We start from the raw sequence: 21,369 nt of genomic DNA, 5'->3' as shown, positions 1-21,369 counted from the left end.
GTGGCTGACTCCCGTCTGCGCGCTTATCGTTTTGTTTTTAGTGGCTCCCACGTTGGTGGTGATCCCCATGAGCTTCTCCGACTCACGTTTCCTGACCTTCCCTCCCACCAACTGGTCGTTCCGGTGGTATCTGGAATACTTCCAAAGTCAGGAGTGGCGTGCAGCCACGTGGGTGTCGCTGCGTGCGGCAGTGGGCACTACGTTGTTAGCCACGCCCCTAGGCCTAGCCGCCGCCTATGCCGCCGCTCGCGTGACAGCAGGCCACGCGCGCTGGCTCCGGATCGTCTTCCTGCTACCCATGGCCCTGCCGGTCATCCTATGTGGTGTCGGAGTGTTCCTGCTGTATGCCAAGCTGGGCCTGAATAACACGTTGCTCGGCCTGGTATTGGCGCATACCTGCCTCGCCCTCCCGTTGGTGTTCATCACCGTTAGCGCCGCCTTCTCCAGTTTCGACTTTAGCCAGGAGATGGCCGCGCGCAGTCTGGGTGCCCATCCGTTGCGGGCGTTCCGAGACGTGACGCTTCCGCAGATTCGTTTTTCGGTCGTGGCAGCAGCCATCCTGGCCTTCATTACGTCGCTTGACGAAGTGGTTGTGGCGCTATTTATCGCTGGCGGCCCGAGCGCCACGCTCACCAAACGCATGTTCAATTCCTTGCGCGATGAAGTGGACCCCGCCATTGCGGCGATCTCCACCCTGCTCATTCTTGTGTCGGTGGCGCTGCCGCTGGCGGCGCGAGCCCTGCAGCGACGCCGTTGACGTCGAACCTTCTACTTCCACAACGACTTACCATCGGAGACCTCACAATGGCGCTACATTTTCCGCGCGAGACGTTTTTCGACCGCATAAAGGCCGCGCGCAAGCACATGCAGGCAGAAAAGCTAGATGCCTTGCTGCTGTTCGCCCAGGAAAGCCACTATTACCTCACGGGGTTCGACACAGCGGGCTATGTGTTTTTCCAGTGCACGATCCTGACTGCAGACGACCGGCCACCCATACTGCTAACCCGCCGTCCTGATCTGGTCCAGGCGCAGCGCACCTCAATAGTCGAGGATATTCGCATCTGGTACGACAACGAGGGCGCGGATCCGAGCAACGATCTGAAAGCAATCCTGGTGGAATTAGGGCTCGCCGGCAAGCGGATCGGCATGGAAACCGACAACTTCGGTCTAATCGGCAAAAACTATGCGCGCGTGCATGCCCGCTTGTCAGACTGGTGCAACCTGGTAGACGCTTCGCATCTGGTCCGGACCTTGCGGGTGGTGAAATCGGAATCGGAACTGCGTTACGTGCGGGAGGCTGCGAGCCTGGCCGACGCTTCCCTGCTCGCTATGCTGGAATCGGCGCGTCCCGGCGCGTTTGAGGGGGATATCGCCGCGGCCGGCGCGGCCGTTCAATTCAGGGGTGGCGGTGATCCACCTCCGGGGGGACCGGTCCTTGGATCCGGAGATCGCGCCTTGTTGGTGCGTACAGCTACGGGCTACCGGCATCTCGACGAGGAAGACCAACTGACACTAGAGTTCGCCGCCAGCTACCGGCATTATTGCGCCTGCCTTATGCGGACTGTGGCGATCGGAAAGCACAATCCTCAGCAGGAGCGTATGTTCGAGATCACTCTGGAGGCGCTGACCGCGATGACCGCGGCCGCGATCGCGGGCAATCCATTGGGCGATATCGACAAAGCTCATCGCCGTGTGTTCGACCGGCATGGCTACGGCCATGCGCGCATGGCGGCCTGCGGCTATTCACTCGGAGCGACCTTTCGCCCCAGCTGGATGGACGTTCCACCCTTGCTCTTCGCCGAGAATGGAACCATAGCCCAGCCGGGCATGGTCTTGTTCCTACACGCCATACTCGTTGATACGCCTAAAAATTTGGCGATGTCCTTGGGTCACACGTTAGTTGTATCAGCGTCTGGCGCGCCGGAGGTTCTGAGCAAACTCGAGCCGAGCTACCAAGTGTGCATGTGACACAGAAGCGCGGGTTCTTCCGCCCGCGTTCCCTGCTTTCATCGCAGGCCCCTCTTGAATGGGGGCTGCGCCCATCCTTCATTTTTTTCCTGGCGGAGCGACCGCTTTGGGTCGTTCTCGGCCTCTCGGCAAGGACGGCTCGCGGCCAGGAGCGGACGAGCATCGGACCGAGCTCTTGTATTGGAGGCTGTACCGGGCCACGTCAACTTCCGTGAACCAAATCTCAAGTTGGATGAATTTCAACACCAACAGCCCGCCCTATCGTCGAGGACTTTCGAGCTCTCTCACGACGTCCAGAAAGTCCAGCTCCGTGTAGGCCATGGACGTTCGAACGTCGCCATGCCGCATGGCCTTAGCGATAACTCGGACGTCCACCCCGCGCAATGTCAGCTGGCGGCCGAATGTGTGTCGAAGCCAATGCGTCGACGCACGTTCCAGCAACGCGGCCTCGGATTCGCGCCCCGCTTCACGCAGCGATTTTGCACAACGAACAAACGCGCCACACACAATGTCCCAGAGTGTCGCGCGCCGGCGCACCTCGGCCCACAGCCGTTGACTTCGTCGCCCCACCACAGATTGCGGCGCTCGGTCCGTCCGGTGCAACTTTCGAGTCCGCGTGGATAAGACCAGCGCGGTGGAGTCGCCGCACACTGGCTCTGGCGGAAAGCCAAACGCATATCTGTACGCGCGGAGATCGTCCATTACCCGAGCTGGGACCGCAACACGTCCGACTTTTCCGCCCTTGCCATGTTTCACCAACAAGGACCAATGCGCACGACCGGTCTTTGGGTCCGCGTACAACTCCACGTCGCCCATGTTGGCTAACACGACTTCACTTGCGCGCATCCCGGTAAATTGCAGCAACCGAATGACGAATCGATCCCGCAGAAACATCAGCTTCTTCTCAACTGACGTGCATGGAATCTGTTCCATAAAATCCACCACTTCGTCGATCAAATCGGGAGGCACCGCATGCCGGCGCGGCGCTTCACGCCCTACTCCTCCGCCACTTCCGATCGATGCCATTGGATTAGCCCGCCGGTACCCCGCCTCGAACCAGAATTTTAGGAGCGCATGCAAGACCTTCTGCGCATTCGCCAGCGCGGATGCCCCAAGCCTGGCTCGAAACGGTGTCCAGTCGATATCCCCGGCGCGCGCGGCGCGTCTGCCGCAGAGATACTCACCCGATCTGTCTCGCAGAAAATCGAGATAACCCGTCACGTCGGGAATGGACCAGCGCCCAGGGCCATCCGACCGCACCAACTCGCAGTACCACCGGATGCGGGCAATTTCGCGTCGATAGTTCGCCAAAGTATGGTGACTTACGGGGGGCCTTCGCGCCGCAAGCACTTGAATCCAACGCTCGGCCGCGTCCCAGTCGTCGCGAACGGCCCCCAGAACGCATAGAGAGCCCTCAGGATCGCGCGCAATGGAAAGGGAAGGGATCTCCACCAGCACAGTCATCGCGCGGCCCCTGCGGCCCCTAAAGCGGCCCGACGATACGAGTCGAGCAGCGCTTGCTCTTCCTTCCTGAGCGCCTGCAGACCTTCATAGCGCTCTCGCCATAGGCGGCTTTCTGCTCGTGCGGCCTCGATCGCGCGCAGGGCGAACGCACGCCCACCCTTCTCCGCTTCTGTGACGTGCGTCACTGTGTTCACCAGCTCCGCCAACTTATCAGCCATAGCGTTGAGCGCACGCTCGGCACTACCCACTTCGCCCTGGGCGCGCGACAGCTCACAACTCTGTTCCAGTATCGCAGCTTCGAGCCGAGCGATATCAGCTTCCAACAGCCGACGCTGGCGGCGATGCTCCTCCAGCTCCACTGCAAGCAGCCGAACCGCGGTCGGCTCCTCCTGCCGAGGAGTTGCCGCCGCAGCGCGAGGCACAGTAGCAGTGCTGGGCACCGGTTCACTGCCGGGCGCCGGCAAGCTGGCGAAAGATCCCTGCACCCCGACCAGTACGGACAAAATGGTCGTGGTGGATGGTCTTCGCGACGGAGCGTAGGCGCGCAAGATCCGCTGGTATGTTGGCACGCCATAAAAGCGACCCGTGACGTCCAAAATGACTCGTATCAGCCCATCAAGAAATGCCCGGTTATCCGAAGCGGCCGGAAAGGATACCTGCAAATCGCCTATCGCCTTCATGATTCGCCTGGCATGGTCATCCGTTAGCTGAAATGACGGCCTACCCATTTTCCTCTGTCCCCGGAATGTCAATCATGAAAATCGTCATATTTATTACGGACCGATTTCGCAACCGTACACACCGCGCAGTGTGTACGGTAGTGCGAGCAATCTCGCTTGCTTCAAAACAGGCCTCAGCAATAGCCATTTCCAATGGACTGGCCTAGCGGTTCCATTTCGACTGAAACCCTTGTGCGGCGGGCGCGTTGGCCTGGTCGTATTCAAGGGCGATGACGCCCACCACAGCCATCACCGCAACGCCCAGCATCAGGCAGGAAAACCCCAAGCGTCCACGCAGCACCGCAGCGATGGCCACCCCCAAACTGACTGCCAGAATGACAAGACCGAGAACCATGAAGCTCACGCGACACCTCCTCTCAAGGCGGGCCATTCTTCGGTGTTCGGCGCCTTGATGTCTGTCATGTGGCCGTATAGGCGCTCTGTCCGTTCAATCGCATAAATAGCCTCCATCATTCCGTCGACGAGCTGCCGCATTGACGCGACATCAAGCTTCGCTGTGACAGGTCGTTCCGCCTTCCCTAGACCCATATCGATCGCAAGTCTGCCAAACGCCCGAGTGCGCCCATCGCCCTCATCAAACGTCAGGGAGACCTGGCCCATCAATCCAATTGCCGATCTGAATCGGATATGAACATCAAGGTTTGCCATTTCCCTTCTCCCATTCGAAGTGGCGGCACTGCGGGAACTTACTGCAGCCTAGGAACCGCTTATCGGAAGTCGCGGATGCGCGGCTAACAAGCCGGCCGGAGCCGCAGGTCGGACACCCGGAGCCCACCGCGCCGGCCGGCACCGTCCTCCTGGCTGATGCCTGAGCCACCTCCCCGGGAGGCATTGACGCTGCGACGGCCGAGGTGCGGACTCCCGGCTTGCCGTCGTCGTCCGGCTGTGTGTGTTTGCACTCTGGATAAGCCGCACACCCCCAGAAGGCCCCCTTCGCACTCTGCCGAAGCCTTAGTGGCTTGCGGCACAGCGGGCACGGATAGATCTTCTGGGTGCCGCCTGCAGTGACGCCCGCACCAGTGACAGGCTCCGCACGGGGCTCAAACTCGAACTCCAGCCGTCGTTCTGCAGTCAGCTTAAGCTTGGCGTTGAACAGACGCTTGGCCTTGCTAACGAAGCCTTCAAGGAGGCCTGTTTTGCCATCGATGTAAAGCGCAGTCAGTTCAGCATCGGATAGCTCGCGTCCGGCAATCGACCTGGGCTGTCGGTATCCGCAGTCCTTGCTGCACTGCACCTGGCGCGCGCTGGCCTCTAGACCAGCCCCGCATTGCGGGCAGGGAGCAGCAAGGGCCTTCTTTGGCGCCGGCGGAACCGCCGCGGCGCGCGCCTTGAGCGTATCCACGAGACGCCGTGCGAACAACGCAGATTCGGCCATAAAGTTGGAGCGGTCATACTCTGCGCGCTCCATAAGTCGAAGCTTGCACTCCCAATCGCCGGTCATCCTGGGCGACGTCAATTCTTCGAGGCCGTTTGCCTCCAAGAACTGAACGAGCTGGATGCCCTTCTCAGTAGGCACGAGATGCTGCTCCTTGCCTTCCCGTCTTAGATAGGGCTCGATCGGGCGCTTGGCGCGGTCTTGATCTGCAAGAAGCGCCTCTAGAATGGAAGCCCTCGTTGCGGGGGTGCCGAGACCACGATCGCGCATCGCGTCCCGCATTTCTTCGTCCTCCAGCAGTTTTCCCGCTGTCTCCATTGCACCAAGCAATGTCGCCTCGTTGAACCGAGTGGGCGGCTTCGTCTTTTGCGCTACCAGCTTCATGCCCGCGTTTGAAGCCTTCTCGCCGACCACAAGGGGACAAAGAGATGTGCCATCATCTTCCGAATCGTGTTCCTTGCCGTACACAGCCATCCAACCCGCCTCCTGAAGCACGCGGCCTGATGCAATGAATGCATCGCCGGCCACGACAGTTGTTCGCTCAGTCTTGGCGAAGACTGCTGAGGGATGGAAAGCCGCAAGAAACCTGCGCACGACCAGGTCGAAAACTTTCGCTTCGCCATCGCTCAGCCCTTCCGGAATTTTCCCTGTGGGGATGATCGCGAAGTGATCCGAGATCTTCGCGTTATTGAAGATTCTCTTATCCGGCCGCACCCAACTGTTGTCGACGATGCGCTTCGCGTGCTCAGCGTACGCGCTCGCGCCCAGCGCTTGCACTACAGCTTGTGCTTTGCCAAGGTAGTCTTCCGGCAGCGCGTTGGAATCCGTGCGCGGATAGGTAAGGACCTTATGCTTCTCGTACAGGGCCTGAGTCAGGTCCAACGTCTTTTTGGCGGAGAACTTGAAGCGCATATTCGCCTCCCGTTGGAGCGTGGTCAAGTCGAACAGCTTGGGCGGTGCGCTCGACACCTCCTTGAACTCGTCGCGCACCGATGTGGGCACCGCGCCCCGGCATCGGGTAAGGAGGGCATCAGCCTTAGATTTATCCCATATGCGGTGCGATATATCCGCTCCGTCCGCCCCTTCTACGGAGGCTCCCCGCCAGCGCGCAACATACTCGCCGCCTTGCACGGCGAACGTGCCATGCACTTCCCAGTATGGCCGCGCCACGAAGGCCCGGATGGCGAGCTCTTGGTGAACAACAATCGCGAGTGTAGGCGTCTGGACTCGTCCGACAGAACTACGTTCCCGCCGCTCTGTGAGCGCCTCGGACAATGCAGAAACAGCCCTCGTCCCATTGATGCCAACAAGCCAGTCGGCCTCCGACCGGCTACGTGCTGCATCGCCCAGCCTGGCGTAGGCGGAGGCCGGCCGCAGGCCTTTGTAGGCCTCGCGAATCGCGGTCGCAGTCATGGATTGGATCCACATCCGAAAGACTGGCTTTTGCCCGTTGTGAAACTCGTAAATCAAGTTGAATATCAGCTCGCCTTCCCGGCCAGCGTCGCAAGCGTTGACCACCCGCGCTACGTCCGGGCGAGCGATCAACTTCCCCAGGAGCTTGAGTTGTTCGATAGTTCCAGGGATCGGGCTGAGGGCAAACCGTTCCGGGATCCGGGGGAGCCCACCGAATCCCGCCACCATTGGGCCAGCTTCTGGATCGCCGAGCTGCACCAAGTGACCGATCCCAGAGCTCACGATGAACTGCTCCCCCTCCAACCAACTCCCCGCCTGCCGGCATCCACCAATCGCCGCAGCAATGTCGCGCGCGACTGAGGGCTTCTCAGCAATTATCAGCGTCTTCATTTTTACCCTCCTGAAGAATTTGACGCGGCCACCCGGGGCGCGTTCCAACGTTGCGTTGAAAGTGGGCTCTGGTCATCTCCTCGCGGCCGAGCCGCCGGACTGACGCAAGCGCGCGCCCTGCGAGCAACAAGGCCGCATATGCGATGAGGTATTTGGCGAGTCGTTCATACACGGTCTTACCTGCCGTCGAGGGATGGGCGGCCAAGGCACCCAGGACACCGCAAGACCATACGAGGCCACAAACCATCCACATGATGTGCGGAGGTCTCATCGTCGCATTGCGCGCCCTCCTTAACACGACCGCAATCCCCACGACGAGCTCAACAGCGGGCCTCCGCACCCAGCCCAAGCCTCCGAAAACGCGTTTAGTCATGATGACCCCTATGCTGCGCGAGCCACAGGGCCTGCCCCCACGCCCTTGAGTACGACCACACCACCGCTGAGCCTAAGCAAATCCTCGACCCGTCGCTTCGCGTCCTGGAGCGTGTAGGCCACATCCGTTTTATCGGCCGTCTGCCACCAGTACCCGACAGACCCGACAAGGTCCACTCTGCCCAGAACCCGTTGCTCTTTGCCAACGCGCAGGACGTGCGATTCCCGGAACTGTTCCCACTTCGGCCTTCTCGTGCTGATACGCATCTCTACTTTCTCCACGACAGAGGTGGCCTCGCCACCCCTGGGAATATGAAATTTGGTTAGACCGCGGCCGGCGCCGTATCGGGGGCCTTTTGTGCATCAACCTGCGCCTTGGAGCGATACAACACCGACTCCACCCGTTGAAGCCCCAAGCTCACGCGTTCGGCGTCCATGCACATACCGGCTTCAGCTTGATTAGTTTGCTCATTGACCCAGGGCCGCACGTAAGTAGCCCCGACAACCGTGACCGAGGCGCCGACCCGCACGACTTCATAAACGCGCTTGGCCGTTCCCTCGTGCCAAATCGTCGCCTGAACAGGAAACGTCCGCGCATCGTCCTGCACGTACCCGCCTTGTCCGTCGGATTTGTATTCGGAGCACATCACGCGAAGTTCGCAAACCTGACGGTCTTCGCCCTTCACTTTGACCGTCTTCAAAACGGGGTTCATCAGAACGTTGCCGCTCATTTCGCTTCTCATTGCCATATCACTGCTCCAAAAAAAGTTGGTCCTCGTTAGGTTTGTGAGACGCTGGGACAGGGTCAGTCGCCCCGCTTAAGCGGCATCAAGGTTGCTGGTTTCGTTCATAGGGTTTCGCGTTTTGCCGCAAAACAGTCGCGCGCGCGATCCGATCATCGAATGCGGTGTGGGCCCATGCCGCGAGAACAAGGCAGAGGCACGATCCGACAAAAGGTATGCCCCATATTTCCGCGTCCACCAGGAAAAGGAAGATTGCCCATACGAGCAAGCCGATCGCAGCTAGACCGTTCGCGAACATTGCCGCTGCGAGCAGAAGCAGGATCAGCCGATCCATTGCCGCCCCGCCACCGAGCGTCCCATTAAGCATCGGCTTCACCATTACCCGAGCTGTTTTGCAGCAAAACGGCAGAGGGCTCTCCAAAGCCGGTTCTTTGGCGCAGCGCTCCATTTCGTAAATACGACTCCACTTGGTCGACCGCATGGCGCAATACGTTTTCCAACACATTTAGCTCCGCCGCTCTGACTTCGCAGTTCCGAAAGTGCTCTACGACCGACGGGGGTAGGCCGGCCAGAACGTCGCGCAGTGCTTCGAAGCGCACGTACCGAGCTTGTCCTCGGATGCACCAGCGCAGTCGGGTGCGACCCAGCGCTCCACGTCCGCGCTCCTCGACCAAACGTAGGTAACACCCTGCCTCGAAACGGGTCGTGTCCAGCGCCAGAGCGTCCATGGCATCCCTTGTCTGCGCCACCGAGTTCGCAAACTGCCGCGACAGGGAGCGGAACGCTCCCTTACCCTTAAAGGCTTTTATGTCCACAGATACGGATGAGAACGAATAAGACGGCAGGCCGGCACCCGTTCTCGACACCAGCAACTCATGACGTGCCGAATAACCTGCTTTGGGGTCCCGCGCAGCATTTACAGAGGGTGATGACATGATCGCCTCCACCTAGGCCAGCAAGTTCTTATCTACGCCTGCCGTGACCTCGTCCGTCAACGGCACAGCATCCAATAGGCGCAGCTCTGCCGGCGAGAGGTTCAACCGACGCTTCGTGTGTCGAGGCGCGTCTTCGCCCATGAACACCGCCTTGGGCACGTCTCCGAAGATTTTCTTGACTGCCTGCACACGCTGCTGAGCGACGACATCGGCCCCGGCTACAAAATCGACGCGGCTAAGCGCTACGAGTTCTTCCTTCATCAGGTACTTCTGCAAATACAAAACACGCTCGAATACGCTCCGACACTTGTGCTTTACGGATTGCAGCAACGCATGTCCTTGGCGGCCTGATACTAGATCGCGGCGCTGGGCGCTCTTGAGCACGCGGGTGAAATAGTCGACCTCCACGATGAGCAGCGCCACCATGTAGCCGTAAGGAGACGCAAACCCAAGCTGCATCTGCGCTGGCTCGCGCGACTGGAGAACCGAATATGTCAGGCCCTTGCTCTTCATCTCTTCCAGTTTCTGAAGAAGTTGCGCTTGCTCCGCCTTGATGTAAGCACGCACGTCTTCGATCCGAGCCTTCGTTTCAACCAATGCCCAATCAGCATAGGGATTGTCGTTAGACGACAGAGACCAAAGAGAGCGCAGCGCAGCCGCGACCCGCTTTCCGCCCGCGATGGGAGCCCCTTGCTTGCCCAGCTCAACTGCTTTGCCCATAAACAGCCGGAGCGCCTCCAACGTATGAAGGGACATTACGTCTTGGCTTTCCGCGACAAGGGAGGGCAGCGTTCGTATCTGTCGCGCCTCGAAGTTCCCTACCAAGGGATCGGCTCCTGCACGAGCTTCATGAGATTGGCGCATCCGCTTGAACTCCGCTTCTCGCTCGTAGAAGAGCTGCAGGCGCCCGAAGAACGGGTTAGAAGGGTCGGGGTCATCCTCGCCCAGCAAGGGGCCCAGGGTGCGACGTTCGCCATCCAGGTCGTAGCGGTCAGGAAAAGGGGAGGTGTCGGCCGTCGCGAACGCAGACAGGGACGAATCAACCGCCATTTTTTTGGGTGCCATCAGGCGCTTCTCCGTTGTTGAATTTGTTTATTTGGGTGATGCTGGCCCACTCCAAAAGAACGCTGCTCCACCTGACCGTGGTCAACTGAGGAGCGGATTCCTTGGATCGGCTTGTTTTGCTGCAAAACACTCATGCTCGGGCCCTCCGCTCTGCCATCGCTGCTCGCAGTTCTGCCAGGCGGGCGCGGCCTTCTTCTTTCGACGACGGCTGCAAAGCAGGTGCGACGTCACCCGTCACAGCGGCCTCCGCTTCCCTTACCGAGGCGGACACGGCTGCAAGGTTGCGCCGGCGTTGAGCTTCAAGGTGCGCAAGTTCGGGTACGAAACGCCCTTGTTGGGCCAGGAGCACAAGTCGCCGTAGGTACCCGAGAGGGTTAGCGACAGCCTGTCTCCTCGCCCTGGCACCGTACTCGTCCAACAACGTCTGCCGGACAGCGGCCGGGGCATAGCCAAGGATCGACGTCGCACCCTCTCGGCTTCCAGCTGGGAGAACGTCTGGCCACAGTAGGATGTCCACATCAACCACCACGGACGCGTTTTGCAGCAAAACAGCTTCTGGCGCGCGTGCGTGGGTTGTGGTCGTATCTGTTTTCGAAGATGTATTCGTACCCCTTATAGAAGTGGACGAATCCTGCAAACTGCTACGTACTTTTCCGTCTATCTGCAATGGATCTTTCGCGCAATCTGGCTTTCCCGAATGGGAATTCCCAGCTTGCTCGATTCGTACATTGGCCTGCGGAGATCTTTGATTTTGTTGGAGTTGCGCCCCAACACCTGTGGACATTTGAAATGCTTGGTGGCGACGGGTTGTCGCGATACCTGCCACCTCAGCCCTTTTAGCGGCCGTCGCTTGGGAAGCGAACTGCTCCTGCAGCAGCTCACATAACAACGCCGGATCCACCTGCGTGTAGACGCGTTTAGCGCCTCTATTAAGGTGGAATTCCTGGACCAGCCCAAGCTCTTTCAACCGAGCCTTCGCGTTTTCCAGGGACCGTCGATTCAAGGCCAAGTCTTCCTGCCAGTTGAGCGCGGTCAGACTGAACCAGGGATATCCCGATTCGATCGATCGACGTTGCAGCTGCAGCAAGCGAGACAGCAACAGGCCCGCGTTCACTCCACCAGTCAAATCGGCAAGGATCCGATGGTATGCAGTGGTGGGGCCAAGCAAATCGCGTACGGCACGTTCCGGTGCGCGCATGAATTCGAATGTCAGCTCGACCGGTAGAGCCTCCTTTCTGCAGACTTCTAGAGCCCGTGCGATGTTCGGCAGGTTCATTCGGTACCAGAGTGTCGCCGGCCGGCCGGCAAGCGTTTCCTCAACAAAACCTAAGGTGCGAAGACGGCGCCGCGCCGTGTCCAGCTCAGCGCGGGATAGCCCCGTCTCCATCCACCACTGCTGCTGAGTCTTGAAGATCCAGCCGTTGGTCTGGGCAACGTCGCGCCCCGTTCGCGTCCAGTGCGCGAGTTGGGACAGTACGATCGCCGCCTTTGGATTCCCGGTCATGCGTGCTAGAAACAGACCAAAGGCGATCGGCCGGCTTTGCTTCAATGCCAGCCACAGGCGGTCGTAGGCAATATTTGTCGACATACGACTTTCAGCTGCTCAAGACGGGCAAGGGCTGAGCCGAGGCGGCATTATTCGCCTGGATGCGCAATTCCTTGTCTACGGCGAGCCAATTCACGCGCACGGCGGTACGTGGAGGCATTCCTGTCCGAAGGGTCTCAAGGAATCCCTTTCGCTCCAGCAACTTTCTGGCAGTGAGCTGCTCTTTGTAGGACAGCCCAAGACGTGTATGCCAGTCGAGCGGGTCGAGATAGACCCAGTCTCCCGCTAATTCCGAGAGGTCTCCGCGCGCGGCAAGGTCGCTGAGGATCGCTGCGGCGTTTAGACTGCCGGCGAGCTCCACAAACGCCCGATGAATGGTAATTGGTGCGTCCAAGACCCTGAGAAGGTAGTGCTCATTGGCCTGGTCCCGATGAGGCGAGGGGGCAGCCTCCGCTCTAGCGACGAACTGTCTGCCGAATGGGTCAAGCGCGAAGTCCCAGCTAGTCATTGCGGGCTCCCTGTGGGCGATTCACTCCACTCGCCTGCACCGTACTGCGGGTCGTTCGCCGCACTTGTGCGCAGTCCATAGTGACCGAGAGGAAACCAATCGAGCGTCGTGCCGACATACTGGTCGGCAGCGCCTTTCGCCGGCATCACATAGCAGGCAGGTAGCAAGAAGAGCTTATCCACGACCGCTCCTACCCAAGCCCACTCGGCCCGCCATGGCCTTCATGCGCGGTTGGTCCGCTGCCCGCTCCACGACCCGTCGCATTGCGAGCGTGTACGTAAGAGGACGCATCGCCGGCGTGCCTTTGAGCACAGTGACAGGCACGGCGCCTTCATAGCCAGAGGCTTGAGAGACCGTGGAAACCGCAATTTTTTCCGAACTCATCGACCACCTCCGGTTAGCGTTGGTTAAGTGCGGCAAACAGCGTCAGCAGCGTGTGCTGAGGGAACGCATCGTGAAGCGCGAGATATCGTTCACGAACGTCTACAGTGGTGCTGTGCAGTTCTTTCCAGATGCTATGGACGCGCAGGTACTCGTCAGGATCTAGCTCCACGGCTGGTCCGGGCTGACTCAAACGCATTTGCGTGCGGATCTGCTCCACCTCCGCAGCTGGTATTGAGGGAAATAGCGCTCGGATCAGCGACCCGCTTGCTTGGGCGCGGACGAACTTCCGAAGCTGCTCCATATGCTGCTGGCGTTGCTGGTGTTCGCTTTGCTGCGCCACCAGCGCCTCCTGGTCGACGTAGATCCGCACAGTCACTGCCGGCAGCATGGCGTCGAGCCCGCGGTCGCGAAGGCCGGCCATGAGAAGCTCGGCCGTTTGCTCGGGTATTGCGCCGTCGGCATACGCGCGCCGACGAATTTGCTGATTCAGCTCGCGCAACGCTTTGCGCTTTAGCGTCGGATGGGTCAGTTCCAAGAAGTTCAAGACACACCTCCAATCAGCTCCAGAGGCACGCCAACCGAATGCCAAAATGCATCGCTGGATCGCTCGGGAAAGGCTTCATTGAACATGCGCACGGCCTGGATCACCCGGAGGTACAACGGGCCAGTGGCGTCGCTTGGATCGGTCATACGCCTCACGACGTGATAGGACCCATCCGCGTAGACGGGATCGCCGAGCAGCGCCTCGCAGGCTTCCTGCCAGGCGTCGGTACTATCGGCATGCCGTTTAAAGTCCGTGTCCGGAATGACCAGCAGTCCTGCTGGCGTGTTTTGTTGCGACAAGAGCACAAGCCACCACCACGCGTAGTAGCGTTCTGCCTTCTCCCCCCCCTGCAGAGCCTGCTCTTGCAGGGAGCCACGGTCCTGCCCTACGTCTGCGGGGACTTCCACCATGAAACGCAAGGGAAGTTCCTCGATGGCCATGAGGCACCCTTGAAGATGGCTGGCCGCGACAAGGTCCTCCAGGGAGTGCCAGAGCTCGCGCTCGGCCGCTTCGCGGCTATCTGCGCGTCGTTCTGTCGGCTCCGTGGGGGATTCGGAGGACGCACTACGACGGTCGCGTGGTCGGTCGGCGGATGGTGTCTTTACCTCGTCGCGCGCTATCGCCGGGGCGGTATCCGCATCGGTGCTGAGCGACGCCCCTAGCGATGAAACGTTTTCGCCTTGCGTAGTGCCATCCCCGATGGCTGAACCAGGTATGGTCGAACTTGGCCGCTTCGCATCGCGCATGAGGGTGATCGCGTCGATGTCCGAGTCAGCCTGGATGAGTAAAACCGCGCGTTGGAGCTCGTCAGTGGCGAGTTGGGTACGCTGCCCGAAGTTCTCTTCGAGGCGTGCATTGAATGCCGCAAAGTCCAGGGCTCTTGTCGCGACGTAGCGATCGCGCATGTGGTCGACTGCTAGCGTCCATGCCTGTTCCAGAGCGGCGTCGGCGCCGAGCTTGGCCGCAACGGTCGCCAGACGGCTGCGCGCCGGGATGAAGCGGTCCTGTACATCACGCCTAGAGAGATGCGTTGCAGCGCACGCAAGCTCCGAAAGGTGCTTCATGGTGAAGCCGTAGTGACTAAGAAGCGCCGGCGACGCCTGTATACCCTCCTCGGCCTTAAGCAGCTCAGAGAAATCCCGCAGGGAAAGTGGCGATCCTCGCTCGCGTTCCCATTCCTGCTTGAGGTCAAAAGTCGAGCGAGCAGCGTCCCAAAACAGGAGACCAGAACGTTGGTCGTTTTCAACCATGTGCGCGGCGAGCAAGGCGGCTTCGCTACGGTAAGGAACCATAACGAAGTCCATGTGCAGGAATTGGCTTTCGCCCTCGGCGACCAGTTCCTGCAAGATCTCCAGGCGGGTATTTCCGCCCTTGGCCGGGATGTAGTGCTTCTCTCCTGGCCTCTGCGTCACGGAGATCATCTGATCGAGGCCACGCTTGCGCACGGACTCCTTAATTTCGTCGTATTTCTCATTGCGGACCGTACGCGGGTTGCGCTCGTACAGCCGACAATCGTCCCGAACGTTCAGGGTTATGACGTTCGTCAGGGCCGAGTCGATGGCTGCGGGTTCGGGCGACCTCTCGCTCAACCGCGAAGCGATCATCTGGGTGAGGTCGATTCTCTTTGAGGCCGGCTTCATCAGTGCCCCCTCAGGATCGGAAGCTTGTCGTCTTCACCGGCAAGCGCGGTGGCCATGAAGACCAGATCATCTTCGCCAAGCACGCCCAGGTTTCTATACGCACTTACCGCGCCCAGAACGATCCCGAGGTGCAGGGCGCGCTCGGGTGATTCGGGCATTGCACGGTGCAGCAGGCCTAGTTCGGTATCCAAGTGCTGGAGAGCTAATTCCTTGTTTGTAGTCACGGCTCGATCCTCCCGGAGCTAATGGCCGACCACGCGTTCAGATACGGCACAGGGTCGGGCACGATGAATATGGGATGGGGGACGCAGCGGTGGAGGACGGGGTCCTCGAATATGCGAGCTGCTTCACTCTTCGACACGCCCATGCGGCGCATTTCGCTGAAACTGACGACTTCGGCCGGGGCCGTTGCTGCGGGTTCTAGGCCGATCGGTCGCATAGCGAGGAGGGCTGTTTGAACCACCGCAGCGGCGCGCGCGCGGCGCATTTCCAGCGGTGCGTGATCTGGTGACACCGCCACGTAAAAAGTGAGCGGCGGCTGCTCCCCTGCGGCGGGAGCGGTTGCCCGAAACAGGTCACCAATATCGGGCAGGTCGAGCATTCGAGTGGCGGTTTTCATAGCTCAGGCCTCCGCTTCTTCAGCCTGGCCTTGACCGTCCACATAAATGCCGTTCAATGCCGGGAATAGCTCCCAGGCAAGGCGGTGCATCACGTCCCACGGCGCCTTATCGACTTTTCGGCGGTCGTACTGGTGAACAGGGACCCGTGCGGTCGCCGCTGCGGTATAGGCAGCGGCATGCGGCACCACAGTGTTCAGAATTCCTTTGACCTGCTTATGGCCTGCGAAACTACGACGGATCTGATCCGCGACCTGACGTGCATTGTTATTGCGCTCCAAGGCGCTAATCACCACGTACAAGTCTCCGCTGCGGAAGTCGGTACCGAAGTCGGACAGGCTGTTTAACGAGTCCATCATCCTTAGCGTGCCGTCGGCGAATTCAGCCGCCGACAGCACGTCGGGTTTGATGGGCGACAGGATCACGTCCGCCGCCATAGCAGCAGTCTTCTGCAGTTCACCCGCCGCGCCCTGCGTGTCGATGATGATCACGTGGTACTTGTCGACGGCTGCGGAGCGTCGGACCGCTCGGCGCAAAATTAAAAGCCGGTCTTCGCGGTCCTTCAACCATGTCTGCAGATTGCCTGATACCGCGTCCGAGCAAACGATGTCGATACCTGGGATTGACGTCTTGCTGATGCAATCTTCAGTGACGAGGCCGCCACGAGTGACGACGCGCGTCAGGCCATGCTCGGCCCTGTGCTGGATGGGGTAGTACTTGGTCAAGCTGTTCTGTTCATCTGCATCGAACAGCAAGACCTGCATTCCAAAATCGGCAAATATTCCCGCGAGATTGGCGCAGGTTGTCGTTTTCGTGACTCCACCTTTGGTGGACGCGACAGCGATCACGTGTGGCATGGCGTTCCTCTATTTCGGCGTGGGGCCAACGGCCCAGTTGCATACCCGTTCAAGGGCGGTTATCGTTAGCTAAAACACAGTTCTGTGTTACACGATTTTGTGTAATTCAGGGCGACATTACCCGAATCCGTGTAATTCGGCAAGATAGGACTGGCGATGGAATATCAGGAATTCGTAGAAGCTGCGCTCAAGGGGCGCAGCGTGAACAGCATGGCGAAGGCGTGGGGTCTGAAACAACAGACCCTGGATCGCTATGTGAAGGGCACGCACCTGCCGGATTACCGGACTGCTATGCTGATGGCTCAGGAAGCCGGCGTCGCTATCGAGACGACGTTCATCCTGCTGGCGCAGGAAGAGAGCAAACGCAAAAAAGCCGGCGTCGCTTTCGCGATTCCGGCTCTTGCTGCTGGTGTCGAGAACACCACCAAAAATTCGACCACAAATCAGTGGTCGGGGCGAGAGGATTCGAACCTCCGACTCCTGCGTCCCGAACGCAGTACTCTACCAGGCTGAGCTACGCCCCGAGTCTTAGTACAACTCTTACTACTACTACTGACTTCGCTGCGCTCAGTGCAACCAAATCATCTTTCGCTTTCACTACCAATCGCCACGTTTCAGGCTACTGGGCTTTCCCATCTGGGTTTCCCCAACACCTGGGTTTCCCCAGATTTTTCGCCTAATTCGCTTAGCGATCTCTGTTCACCGCGAAAGCGCAGAATTCTAACAGAGATTTTTGAAAAGGGGAAATGGGATAAGCAGAAAGTGCTTTTCGGGCCAGATCCGCCTCGGCCACGGCGGCCTGGCGGGCATGTTCCAGGGCATCCGTCGCCTGGATGGCGGCGGCCACGGCGGCGAAGTCGGCGTCGCCGGTCTTGATCGCGTCGCGAATCAGTTGCTGCTGTTCCGGGGTGCCCACTTCCATCACGCGGATCAGCGGCAGCGTGGGCTTGCCCTCGCGCAGGTCGTCGCCCACGTTCTTGCCCAGGGCGGCGGCGTCGCCGCTGTAGTCCAGCACGTCGTCCACCAGCTGGAAGGCGGTGCCGACGTGGCGGCCGTAGGCGGCCGCGGCGGCTTCCTGCTCTGGGGTGGCGCCCGCCAGCACTGCGCCCACCTGGGCGGCGGCCTCGAACAGCTTGGCGGTCTTGTAGCGCACCACTTGCAGATAGCGCTCCTGCGAGACGTCCGGGTCGTGCACGTTCAGCAGCTGCAGCACCTCGCCCTCGGCGATCACGGTGGTGGCTTCGGACAGGATGCTCATGACGCGCATCGAGTTCGCTTCCACCATCATCTCGAAGGAGCGCGAATACAGGTAGTCGCCCACCAGCACGCTGGCGGCGTTGCCGAACACCGCGTTGGCGGTTTCGCGGCCGCGGCGCAGGTCGGATTCATCGACCACGTCGTCGTGCAGCAGGGTCGCGGTGTGGATGAACTCGACCACGGCGGCCAGCAGTTGGTGGTGCGTGCCCTCGTAGCCCAGCGCGCGCGCCACCATCAGCACCATGGCCGGGCGCATGCGCTTGCCGCCCGCGCCTATGATGTAGTCGCCGATCGTGCGGATCAGGACCACTTCGGAATTCAGCCGCTCGCGGATGACCGCGTCGACGGCTTTCATATCGTCTGCAATGGGGGCAACAAGCTCGGGGAGATTCAAGACGTATCCGGGAGAGTGAAACGAGCCGCGGCGCGAACGCGCGCCGGCTCTTACCGCTGGGCCCGCCGCAGACGGCGGGAGGATTCGACCAAGGATTATACGGGGAGTGACGGACCGCGAGCCGTCATCCTGGCGGAATCGCCGATAGGAACGGCGCCCGGCGCGCCCTCCCTGCCCAGCGCCGTCTGGCGACGGCTCAGGCCCCTTGCCGCAACAGGCCGCGCCCGGCCAGATTGGCATAGAGCGCGCGCACCCCGAAGGTCCAGGGTTCGATCTCGGTGGCCAGCCGCACTTCGTTGACCAGCGCGCCCAGGCGCTCGGACGCGATCACGACGCGGTCGCCCAGCTTGTGGGTGAAGCCGGTGCCCGGGCCCATGCGGTCCTGGGTGGGCGAGAACATGGTGCCCAGGAACAGCATGAAGCCGTCTGGATACTGGTGATGCTTGCCGCAAGCCTGGCGCACCAGGTCCAGCGGATCGCGGCTGATCTCGCGCATGTGGCTCACGCCGTCCAGCACGAAGCCGTCCAGGCCCTCGATGCGCAGGGACACATCCGCTTGACGCACGCTGTCCAGGCTGAAGCCGCCGTCGAACAGGCGAATGAAGGGACCGATGGCGCAGGAGCCGTTGTTGTCCTTGGCCTTGGTCAGCAGCAAGGCGCTGCGGCCTTCGATGTCGCGCAGGTTGACGTCGTTGCCCAGCGTGGCGCCGACGATTTCGCCGCGGCTGTCCACCGCCAGCACGATCTCGGGTTCGGGATTGTTCCAGCGGGATTCGGGCAATACGCCGATTTGCGCGCCCGTCCCCACCGACGCCATGGGCGGCGCCTTGGAGAAAACCTCGGCGTCCGGGCCGATCCCCACCTCCAGGTATTGCGACCACTGGCCGCGCCCGGTCAGTTCAGCCTTCAGTTTGGCCGCTTCGGGCGAGCCCGGCCGCAGGCGGGACAGGTCCGAGCCGATCAGCGCCTGCATGCGGACACGGATTTCCTCGGCGCGGCTGGCATCGCCGCCGGCCTCTTCCTCGATCATGCGTTCCAGCAGGCTGATGGCGAAGGTGACGCCTGCCGCCTTGACGGGCTGCAGGTCGCAAGGCGCCAGCAGGCGCAAGCCCTCCTGGCCTGCCAGGCTGGCTGCCATCAGGGCATGCACGTCGCCCAGCGACTCGCCGGCGGCGCTGGCCGCGAGCGCCACGCGGTCGGGACGGTCCAGCAGGTCCGCCATGGTGGACGCGGCCGCCGTGATGTCGATCACTTCGCCGCGGCGCACCGCCACGACGCAGGGGCCATGCCCCGGCCGCCACACCCGCCCCACCAGCAACGCCTGTTCCAGATCGACGGGCAGCGCCTTTGCTTGGTCCATGAGTCTCCTCGCCTTGTTCGAATGATGTGCGGGGCAGTCTAGGAGACTTCCACTATCATGTCCAACATCATGAATTTATGTCCAATATATTGGACAAATAGAGCATGGCTACCGTACACGACGTCCCCGCCATCCGCCGCACGCACGACATCCTGCAAGTGCTGGCCGGCCGCAACACGCCGGTCAAGGCATCGGAACTGGCCGAATCCTGCCAGCTCGCCCGCAGCACGCTCTATCTGCTGCTGGATTGCCTGGAACAGCGCCGCTGGATCGAGCGCCGGGATGGCGGCTATGTCATCGGCATCGAACTGATGGCGCTGGGCCATGCCTATCTGCGCCAGGACGGGCTGCAAGCGGCATTCCAGGCGGCCGCGGGCGCTTTCGTGGCGCGGCACAACGAAGTGGTGCAGCTGGCGACGCTGGATGGCTTCGATGTGGTCTACCTGGCCCGCGAGGACGCGCGCCGCCCCGTGCGGCTGGTGTCGGACCTGGGCCTGCGCCTGCCGGCGCACGCCTGCGCGCTGGGCAAGGCGTTGCTGGCCAGCCTGCCGCCCGAAGACCTGGCCGCCCGCGTACCGGATACGCTGCCGCGCGTCACCGAACGCAGTCTCGCCACCCGCGCCGCGCTCGACCAGGAACTGGAACAGGTGCGCAGCACGGGCCTCGCTCAGGATCTGGAGGAAGTGGCGACCGGCCTGGTCTGCTATGCCGCCTACGTGGGCATGACGCCGCTGGGCAAGCGGATAGCCGTCAGCACCTCCATCCCCACCGACCGGCTGGACGAAGCCCACCGCCGCGACGTGATCGACGGGATTCAGCGGGTGGCGCGGGACATCGCTCTGCGGGTGATCCCCGGCGCTTGAAGCGCGCATGCGACACCTAAGCCCTTAGCCTGCAACAGCTTTTTGACTTTCTGAAAGTCCCGGGCTAATATTCCGGATTCGGTCAGCAATGCCCGAATTACGTCGGTTGCATTTGCGTCACCCCTCTGGGTGCCGGGGAGGTTCCACTTTCCCAGGCATCAAGGCCTTTTTTCTTCCGCCAGGCTCTGGCGCCAGGAGAAGAAAGCGCCCCGCCAGAGCGGCAATCCCGCCCAGCAGGGCAGGCAGCGCAGATGGACCCATTTACCTATTTAAGGAATCCCCCATGTACGCGGTCGTAAAAACCGGTGGCAAGCAGTATCGCGTTGCCGCTGGCGAAAAACTCAAGATAGAACAGATACCGGCAGACATTGGGCAAGAAATCACCCTGGACCAAGTGCTGTCCGTGGGCGAAGGCGACCAACTGAAAGTTGGCACGCCCCTCGTCTCCGGCGCCGTGGTCAAGGCAACGGTTCTTGCGCAAGGCCGCCACGACAAGGTCAAGATCTTCAAGATGCGCCGTCGCAAGCACTACCAGAAGCGTCAGGGCCACCGTCAGAACTACACCGAAATCCGCATCGAAGCCATCACGGCTTAAGAAGCGACTCGGTACCACTTAGCAGGAGCTAAACATGGCACAGAAAAAGGGCGGCGGCTCTACGCGGAACGGACGCGACTCAGAATCGAAGCGTCTGGGCGTCAAGGCATTCGGCGGCGAATTGATTCCCGCTGGTTCGATCATCGTGCGTCAGCGCGGCACGCGCTTCCACGCTGGCGTGAACGTCGGCATGGGCAAGGATCACACCCTGTTCGCGCTGATCGACGGCAAGGTTCAATTCGGCTTCAAGGGCGCGTTGAACAAGCAGACCGTTTCGATCGTCGCTGCCGAGTAATCGGACCAGCACGGTCAGCAACGCGGTTCGCCGCGTTCCAGAAC

24 protein-coding genes and 1 tRNA gene are annotated in these 21,369 nt (G+C 60.9%); 5 read left to right on the top strand and 20 right to left on the bottom strand.

All coding sequences use genetic code 11. The features are described from left to right. Positions 1 to 67 precede the first annotated feature (67 nt). Complete coding sequence (locus ACM1PE_RS31200; RefSeq protein ID WP_254607196.1) at positions 68 to 757, top strand: ABC transporter permease; 690 nt, start codon at positions 68 to 70, stop codon at positions 755 to 757. 47 nt (positions 758 to 804) lie between these two features. Continuing rightward, positions 805 to 1,968 carry a M24 family metallopeptidase gene (locus tag ACM1PE_RS31195; protein ID WP_263900045.1) on the top strand — a complete coding sequence of 388 codons (1,164 nt, stop codon included), beginning with the start codon at positions 805 to 807 and terminating at the stop codon, positions 1,966 to 1,968. 258 nt (positions 1,969 to 2,226) lie between these two features. On the opposite strand, the gene ACM1PE_RS31190 is transcribed toward ACM1PE_RS31195, so the two are convergent. From ACM1PE_RS31190 to ACM1PE_RS31095, 20 genes are all read right to left on the bottom strand, one after another. Next, positions 2,227 to 3,432: a tyrosine-type recombinase/integrase gene (locus ACM1PE_RS31190; RefSeq protein ID WP_254607198.1), complete on the bottom strand. Its 1,206-nt coding sequence runs from the start codon at positions 3,430 to 3,432 to the stop codon at positions 2,227 to 2,229. Beyond that, the gene (locus ACM1PE_RS31185) at positions 3,429 to 4,112 is read right to left on the bottom strand and encodes a hypothetical protein (protein WP_254607199.1); all 684 of its coding nucleotides are present in this window, start codon (positions 4,110 to 4,112) and stop codon (positions 3,429 to 3,431) included. The genes ACM1PE_RS31190 and ACM1PE_RS31185 overlap by 4 nt, the downstream gene beginning before the upstream one ends. Before the next feature lie 202 nt (positions 4,113 to 4,314). Further along, entirely contained in the window at positions 4,315 to 4,515 is a 201-nt protein-coding gene (locus ACM1PE_RS31180; protein ID WP_175156555.1) for a hypothetical protein, read from the bottom strand. Next, positions 4,512 to 4,820, bottom strand: a complete 309-nt coding sequence (locus ACM1PE_RS31175) for a hypothetical protein (protein ID WP_263900042.1) — start codon at positions 4,818 to 4,820, stop codon at positions 4,512 to 4,514. Before ACM1PE_RS31175 ends, ACM1PE_RS31180 begins: the two co-directional genes overlap by 4 nt. After that, positions 4,807 to 7,350 carry a DNA topoisomerase gene (locus ACM1PE_RS31170; RefSeq protein ID WP_175156557.1) on the bottom strand — a complete coding sequence of 848 codons (2,544 nt, stop codon included), beginning with the start codon at positions 7,348 to 7,350 and terminating at the stop codon, positions 4,807 to 4,809. Before ACM1PE_RS31170 ends, ACM1PE_RS31175 begins: the two co-directional genes overlap by 14 nt. Positions 7,351 to 8,045: 695 nt before the next feature. Next, on the bottom strand, positions 8,046 to 8,453 hold the full coding sequence (locus tag ACM1PE_RS31165; protein WP_254607200.1) for a single-stranded DNA-binding protein: 408 nt from the start codon (positions 8,451 to 8,453) through the stop codon (positions 8,046 to 8,048). Positions 8,454 to 8,550: 97 nt separating this feature from the next. After that, on the bottom strand, positions 8,551 to 8,844 hold the full coding sequence (locus ACM1PE_RS31160; protein WP_175156559.1) for a hypothetical protein: 294 nt from the start codon (positions 8,842 to 8,844) through the stop codon (positions 8,551 to 8,553). Beyond that, entirely contained in the window at positions 8,825 to 9,400 is a 576-nt protein-coding gene (locus tag ACM1PE_RS31155; protein WP_175156560.1) for a hypothetical protein, read from the bottom strand. The genes ACM1PE_RS31160 and ACM1PE_RS31155 overlap by 20 nt, the downstream gene beginning before the upstream one ends. A 12-nt stretch (positions 9,401 to 9,412) precedes the next feature. Beyond that, entirely contained in the window at positions 9,413 to 10,465 is a 1,053-nt protein-coding gene (locus ACM1PE_RS31150; RefSeq protein ID WP_263900040.1) for a PFL_4669 family integrating conjugative element protein, read from the bottom strand. 130 nt (positions 10,466 to 10,595) lie between these two features. After that, positions 10,596 to 12,053 carry a hypothetical protein gene (locus tag ACM1PE_RS31145; protein WP_088588751.1) on the bottom strand — a complete coding sequence of 486 codons (1,458 nt, stop codon included), beginning with the start codon at positions 12,051 to 12,053 and terminating at the stop codon, positions 10,596 to 10,598. Between the two features lie 7 nt (positions 12,054 to 12,060). Then, entirely contained in the window at positions 12,061 to 12,519 is a 459-nt protein-coding gene (locus ACM1PE_RS31140) for a hypothetical protein (protein WP_175156562.1), read from the bottom strand. Beyond that, positions 12,516 to 12,701 (bottom strand): hypothetical protein, encoded by a 186-nt coding sequence (locus tag ACM1PE_RS31135; protein WP_175156563.1) that lies wholly within the window; start codon positions 12,699 to 12,701, stop codon positions 12,516 to 12,518. Before ACM1PE_RS31135 ends, ACM1PE_RS31140 begins: the two co-directional genes overlap by 4 nt. A gap of 215 nt (positions 12,702 to 12,916) precedes the next feature. Beyond that, positions 12,917 to 13,447: a hypothetical protein gene (locus tag ACM1PE_RS31130; protein WP_175156564.1), complete on the bottom strand. Its 531-nt coding sequence runs from the start codon at positions 13,445 to 13,447 to the stop codon at positions 12,917 to 12,919. Beyond that, entirely contained in the window at positions 13,444 to 15,087 is a 1,644-nt protein-coding gene (locus tag ACM1PE_RS31125; protein WP_175156565.1) for a hypothetical protein, read from the bottom strand. The genes ACM1PE_RS31130 and ACM1PE_RS31125 overlap by 4 nt, the downstream gene beginning before the upstream one ends. After that, positions 15,087 to 15,311, bottom strand: a complete 225-nt coding sequence (locus ACM1PE_RS31120; protein ID WP_175156566.1) for a toxin-antitoxin system protein — start codon at positions 15,309 to 15,311, stop codon at positions 15,087 to 15,089. The genes ACM1PE_RS31125 and ACM1PE_RS31120 overlap by 1 nt, the downstream gene beginning before the upstream one ends. Then, positions 15,308 to 15,706: a hypothetical protein gene (locus ACM1PE_RS31115; RefSeq protein WP_175156567.1), complete on the bottom strand. Its 399-nt coding sequence runs from the start codon at positions 15,704 to 15,706 to the stop codon at positions 15,308 to 15,310. Before ACM1PE_RS31115 ends, ACM1PE_RS31120 begins: the two co-directional genes overlap by 4 nt. Positions 15,707 to 15,709: 3 nt before the next feature. Next, the gene (locus ACM1PE_RS31110) at positions 15,710 to 16,561 is read right to left on the bottom strand and encodes a ParA family protein (protein ID WP_175156568.1); all 852 of its coding nucleotides are present in this window, start codon (positions 16,559 to 16,561) and stop codon (positions 15,710 to 15,712) included. A gap of 447 nt (positions 16,562 to 17,008) precedes the next feature. After that, positions 17,009 to 17,085, bottom strand: a tRNA-Pro gene (locus ACM1PE_RS31105). A 161-nt stretch (positions 17,086 to 17,246) separates the two neighbouring features. Continuing rightward, the gene (gene ispB, locus ACM1PE_RS31100) at positions 17,247 to 18,212 is read right to left on the bottom strand and encodes an octaprenyl diphosphate synthase (RefSeq protein WP_054457702.1); all 966 of its coding nucleotides are present in this window, start codon (positions 18,210 to 18,212) and stop codon (positions 17,247 to 17,249) included. Between the two features lie 196 nt (positions 18,213 to 18,408). After that, complete coding sequence (locus ACM1PE_RS31095; RefSeq protein WP_419342082.1) at positions 18,409 to 19,572, bottom strand: fumarylacetoacetate hydrolase family protein; 1,164 nt, start codon at positions 19,570 to 19,572, stop codon at positions 18,409 to 18,411. 104 nt (positions 19,573 to 19,676) lie between these two features. Here ACM1PE_RS31095 and ACM1PE_RS31090 point away from each other — a divergent pair, with 104 nt between their 5' ends. The 3 genes from ACM1PE_RS31090 (at position 19,677) to rpmA (ending at position 21,325) form a co-directional block, all read left to right on the top strand. Next, on the top strand, positions 19,677 to 20,435 hold the full coding sequence (locus ACM1PE_RS31090; RefSeq protein ID WP_118931688.1) for an IclR family transcriptional regulator: 759 nt from the start codon (positions 19,677 to 19,679) through the stop codon (positions 20,433 to 20,435). Positions 20,436 to 20,718: 283 nt separating this feature from the next. Further along, entirely contained in the window at positions 20,719 to 21,030 is a 312-nt protein-coding gene (gene rplU, locus ACM1PE_RS31085; protein ID WP_006216228.1) for a 50S ribosomal protein L21, read from the top strand. Between the two features lie 34 nt (positions 21,031 to 21,064). Beyond that, positions 21,065 to 21,325 (top strand): 50S ribosomal protein L27, encoded by a 261-nt coding sequence (gene rpmA, locus ACM1PE_RS31080; protein ID WP_006216229.1) that lies wholly within the window; start codon positions 21,065 to 21,067, stop codon positions 21,323 to 21,325. Positions 21,326 to 21,369: the final 44 nt, after the last annotated feature.

Source organism: Achromobacter sp. PD1 (assembly GCF_048541815.1).
Taxonomy (GTDB): Bacteria; Pseudomonadota; Gammaproteobacteria; order Burkholderiales; family Burkholderiaceae_B; genus Achromobacter; species Achromobacter bronchisepticus_A.
The sequence above is the reverse complement of the archived record's forward strand: the minus strand, read 5'-3'. Positions and strand labels throughout refer to the sequence as shown.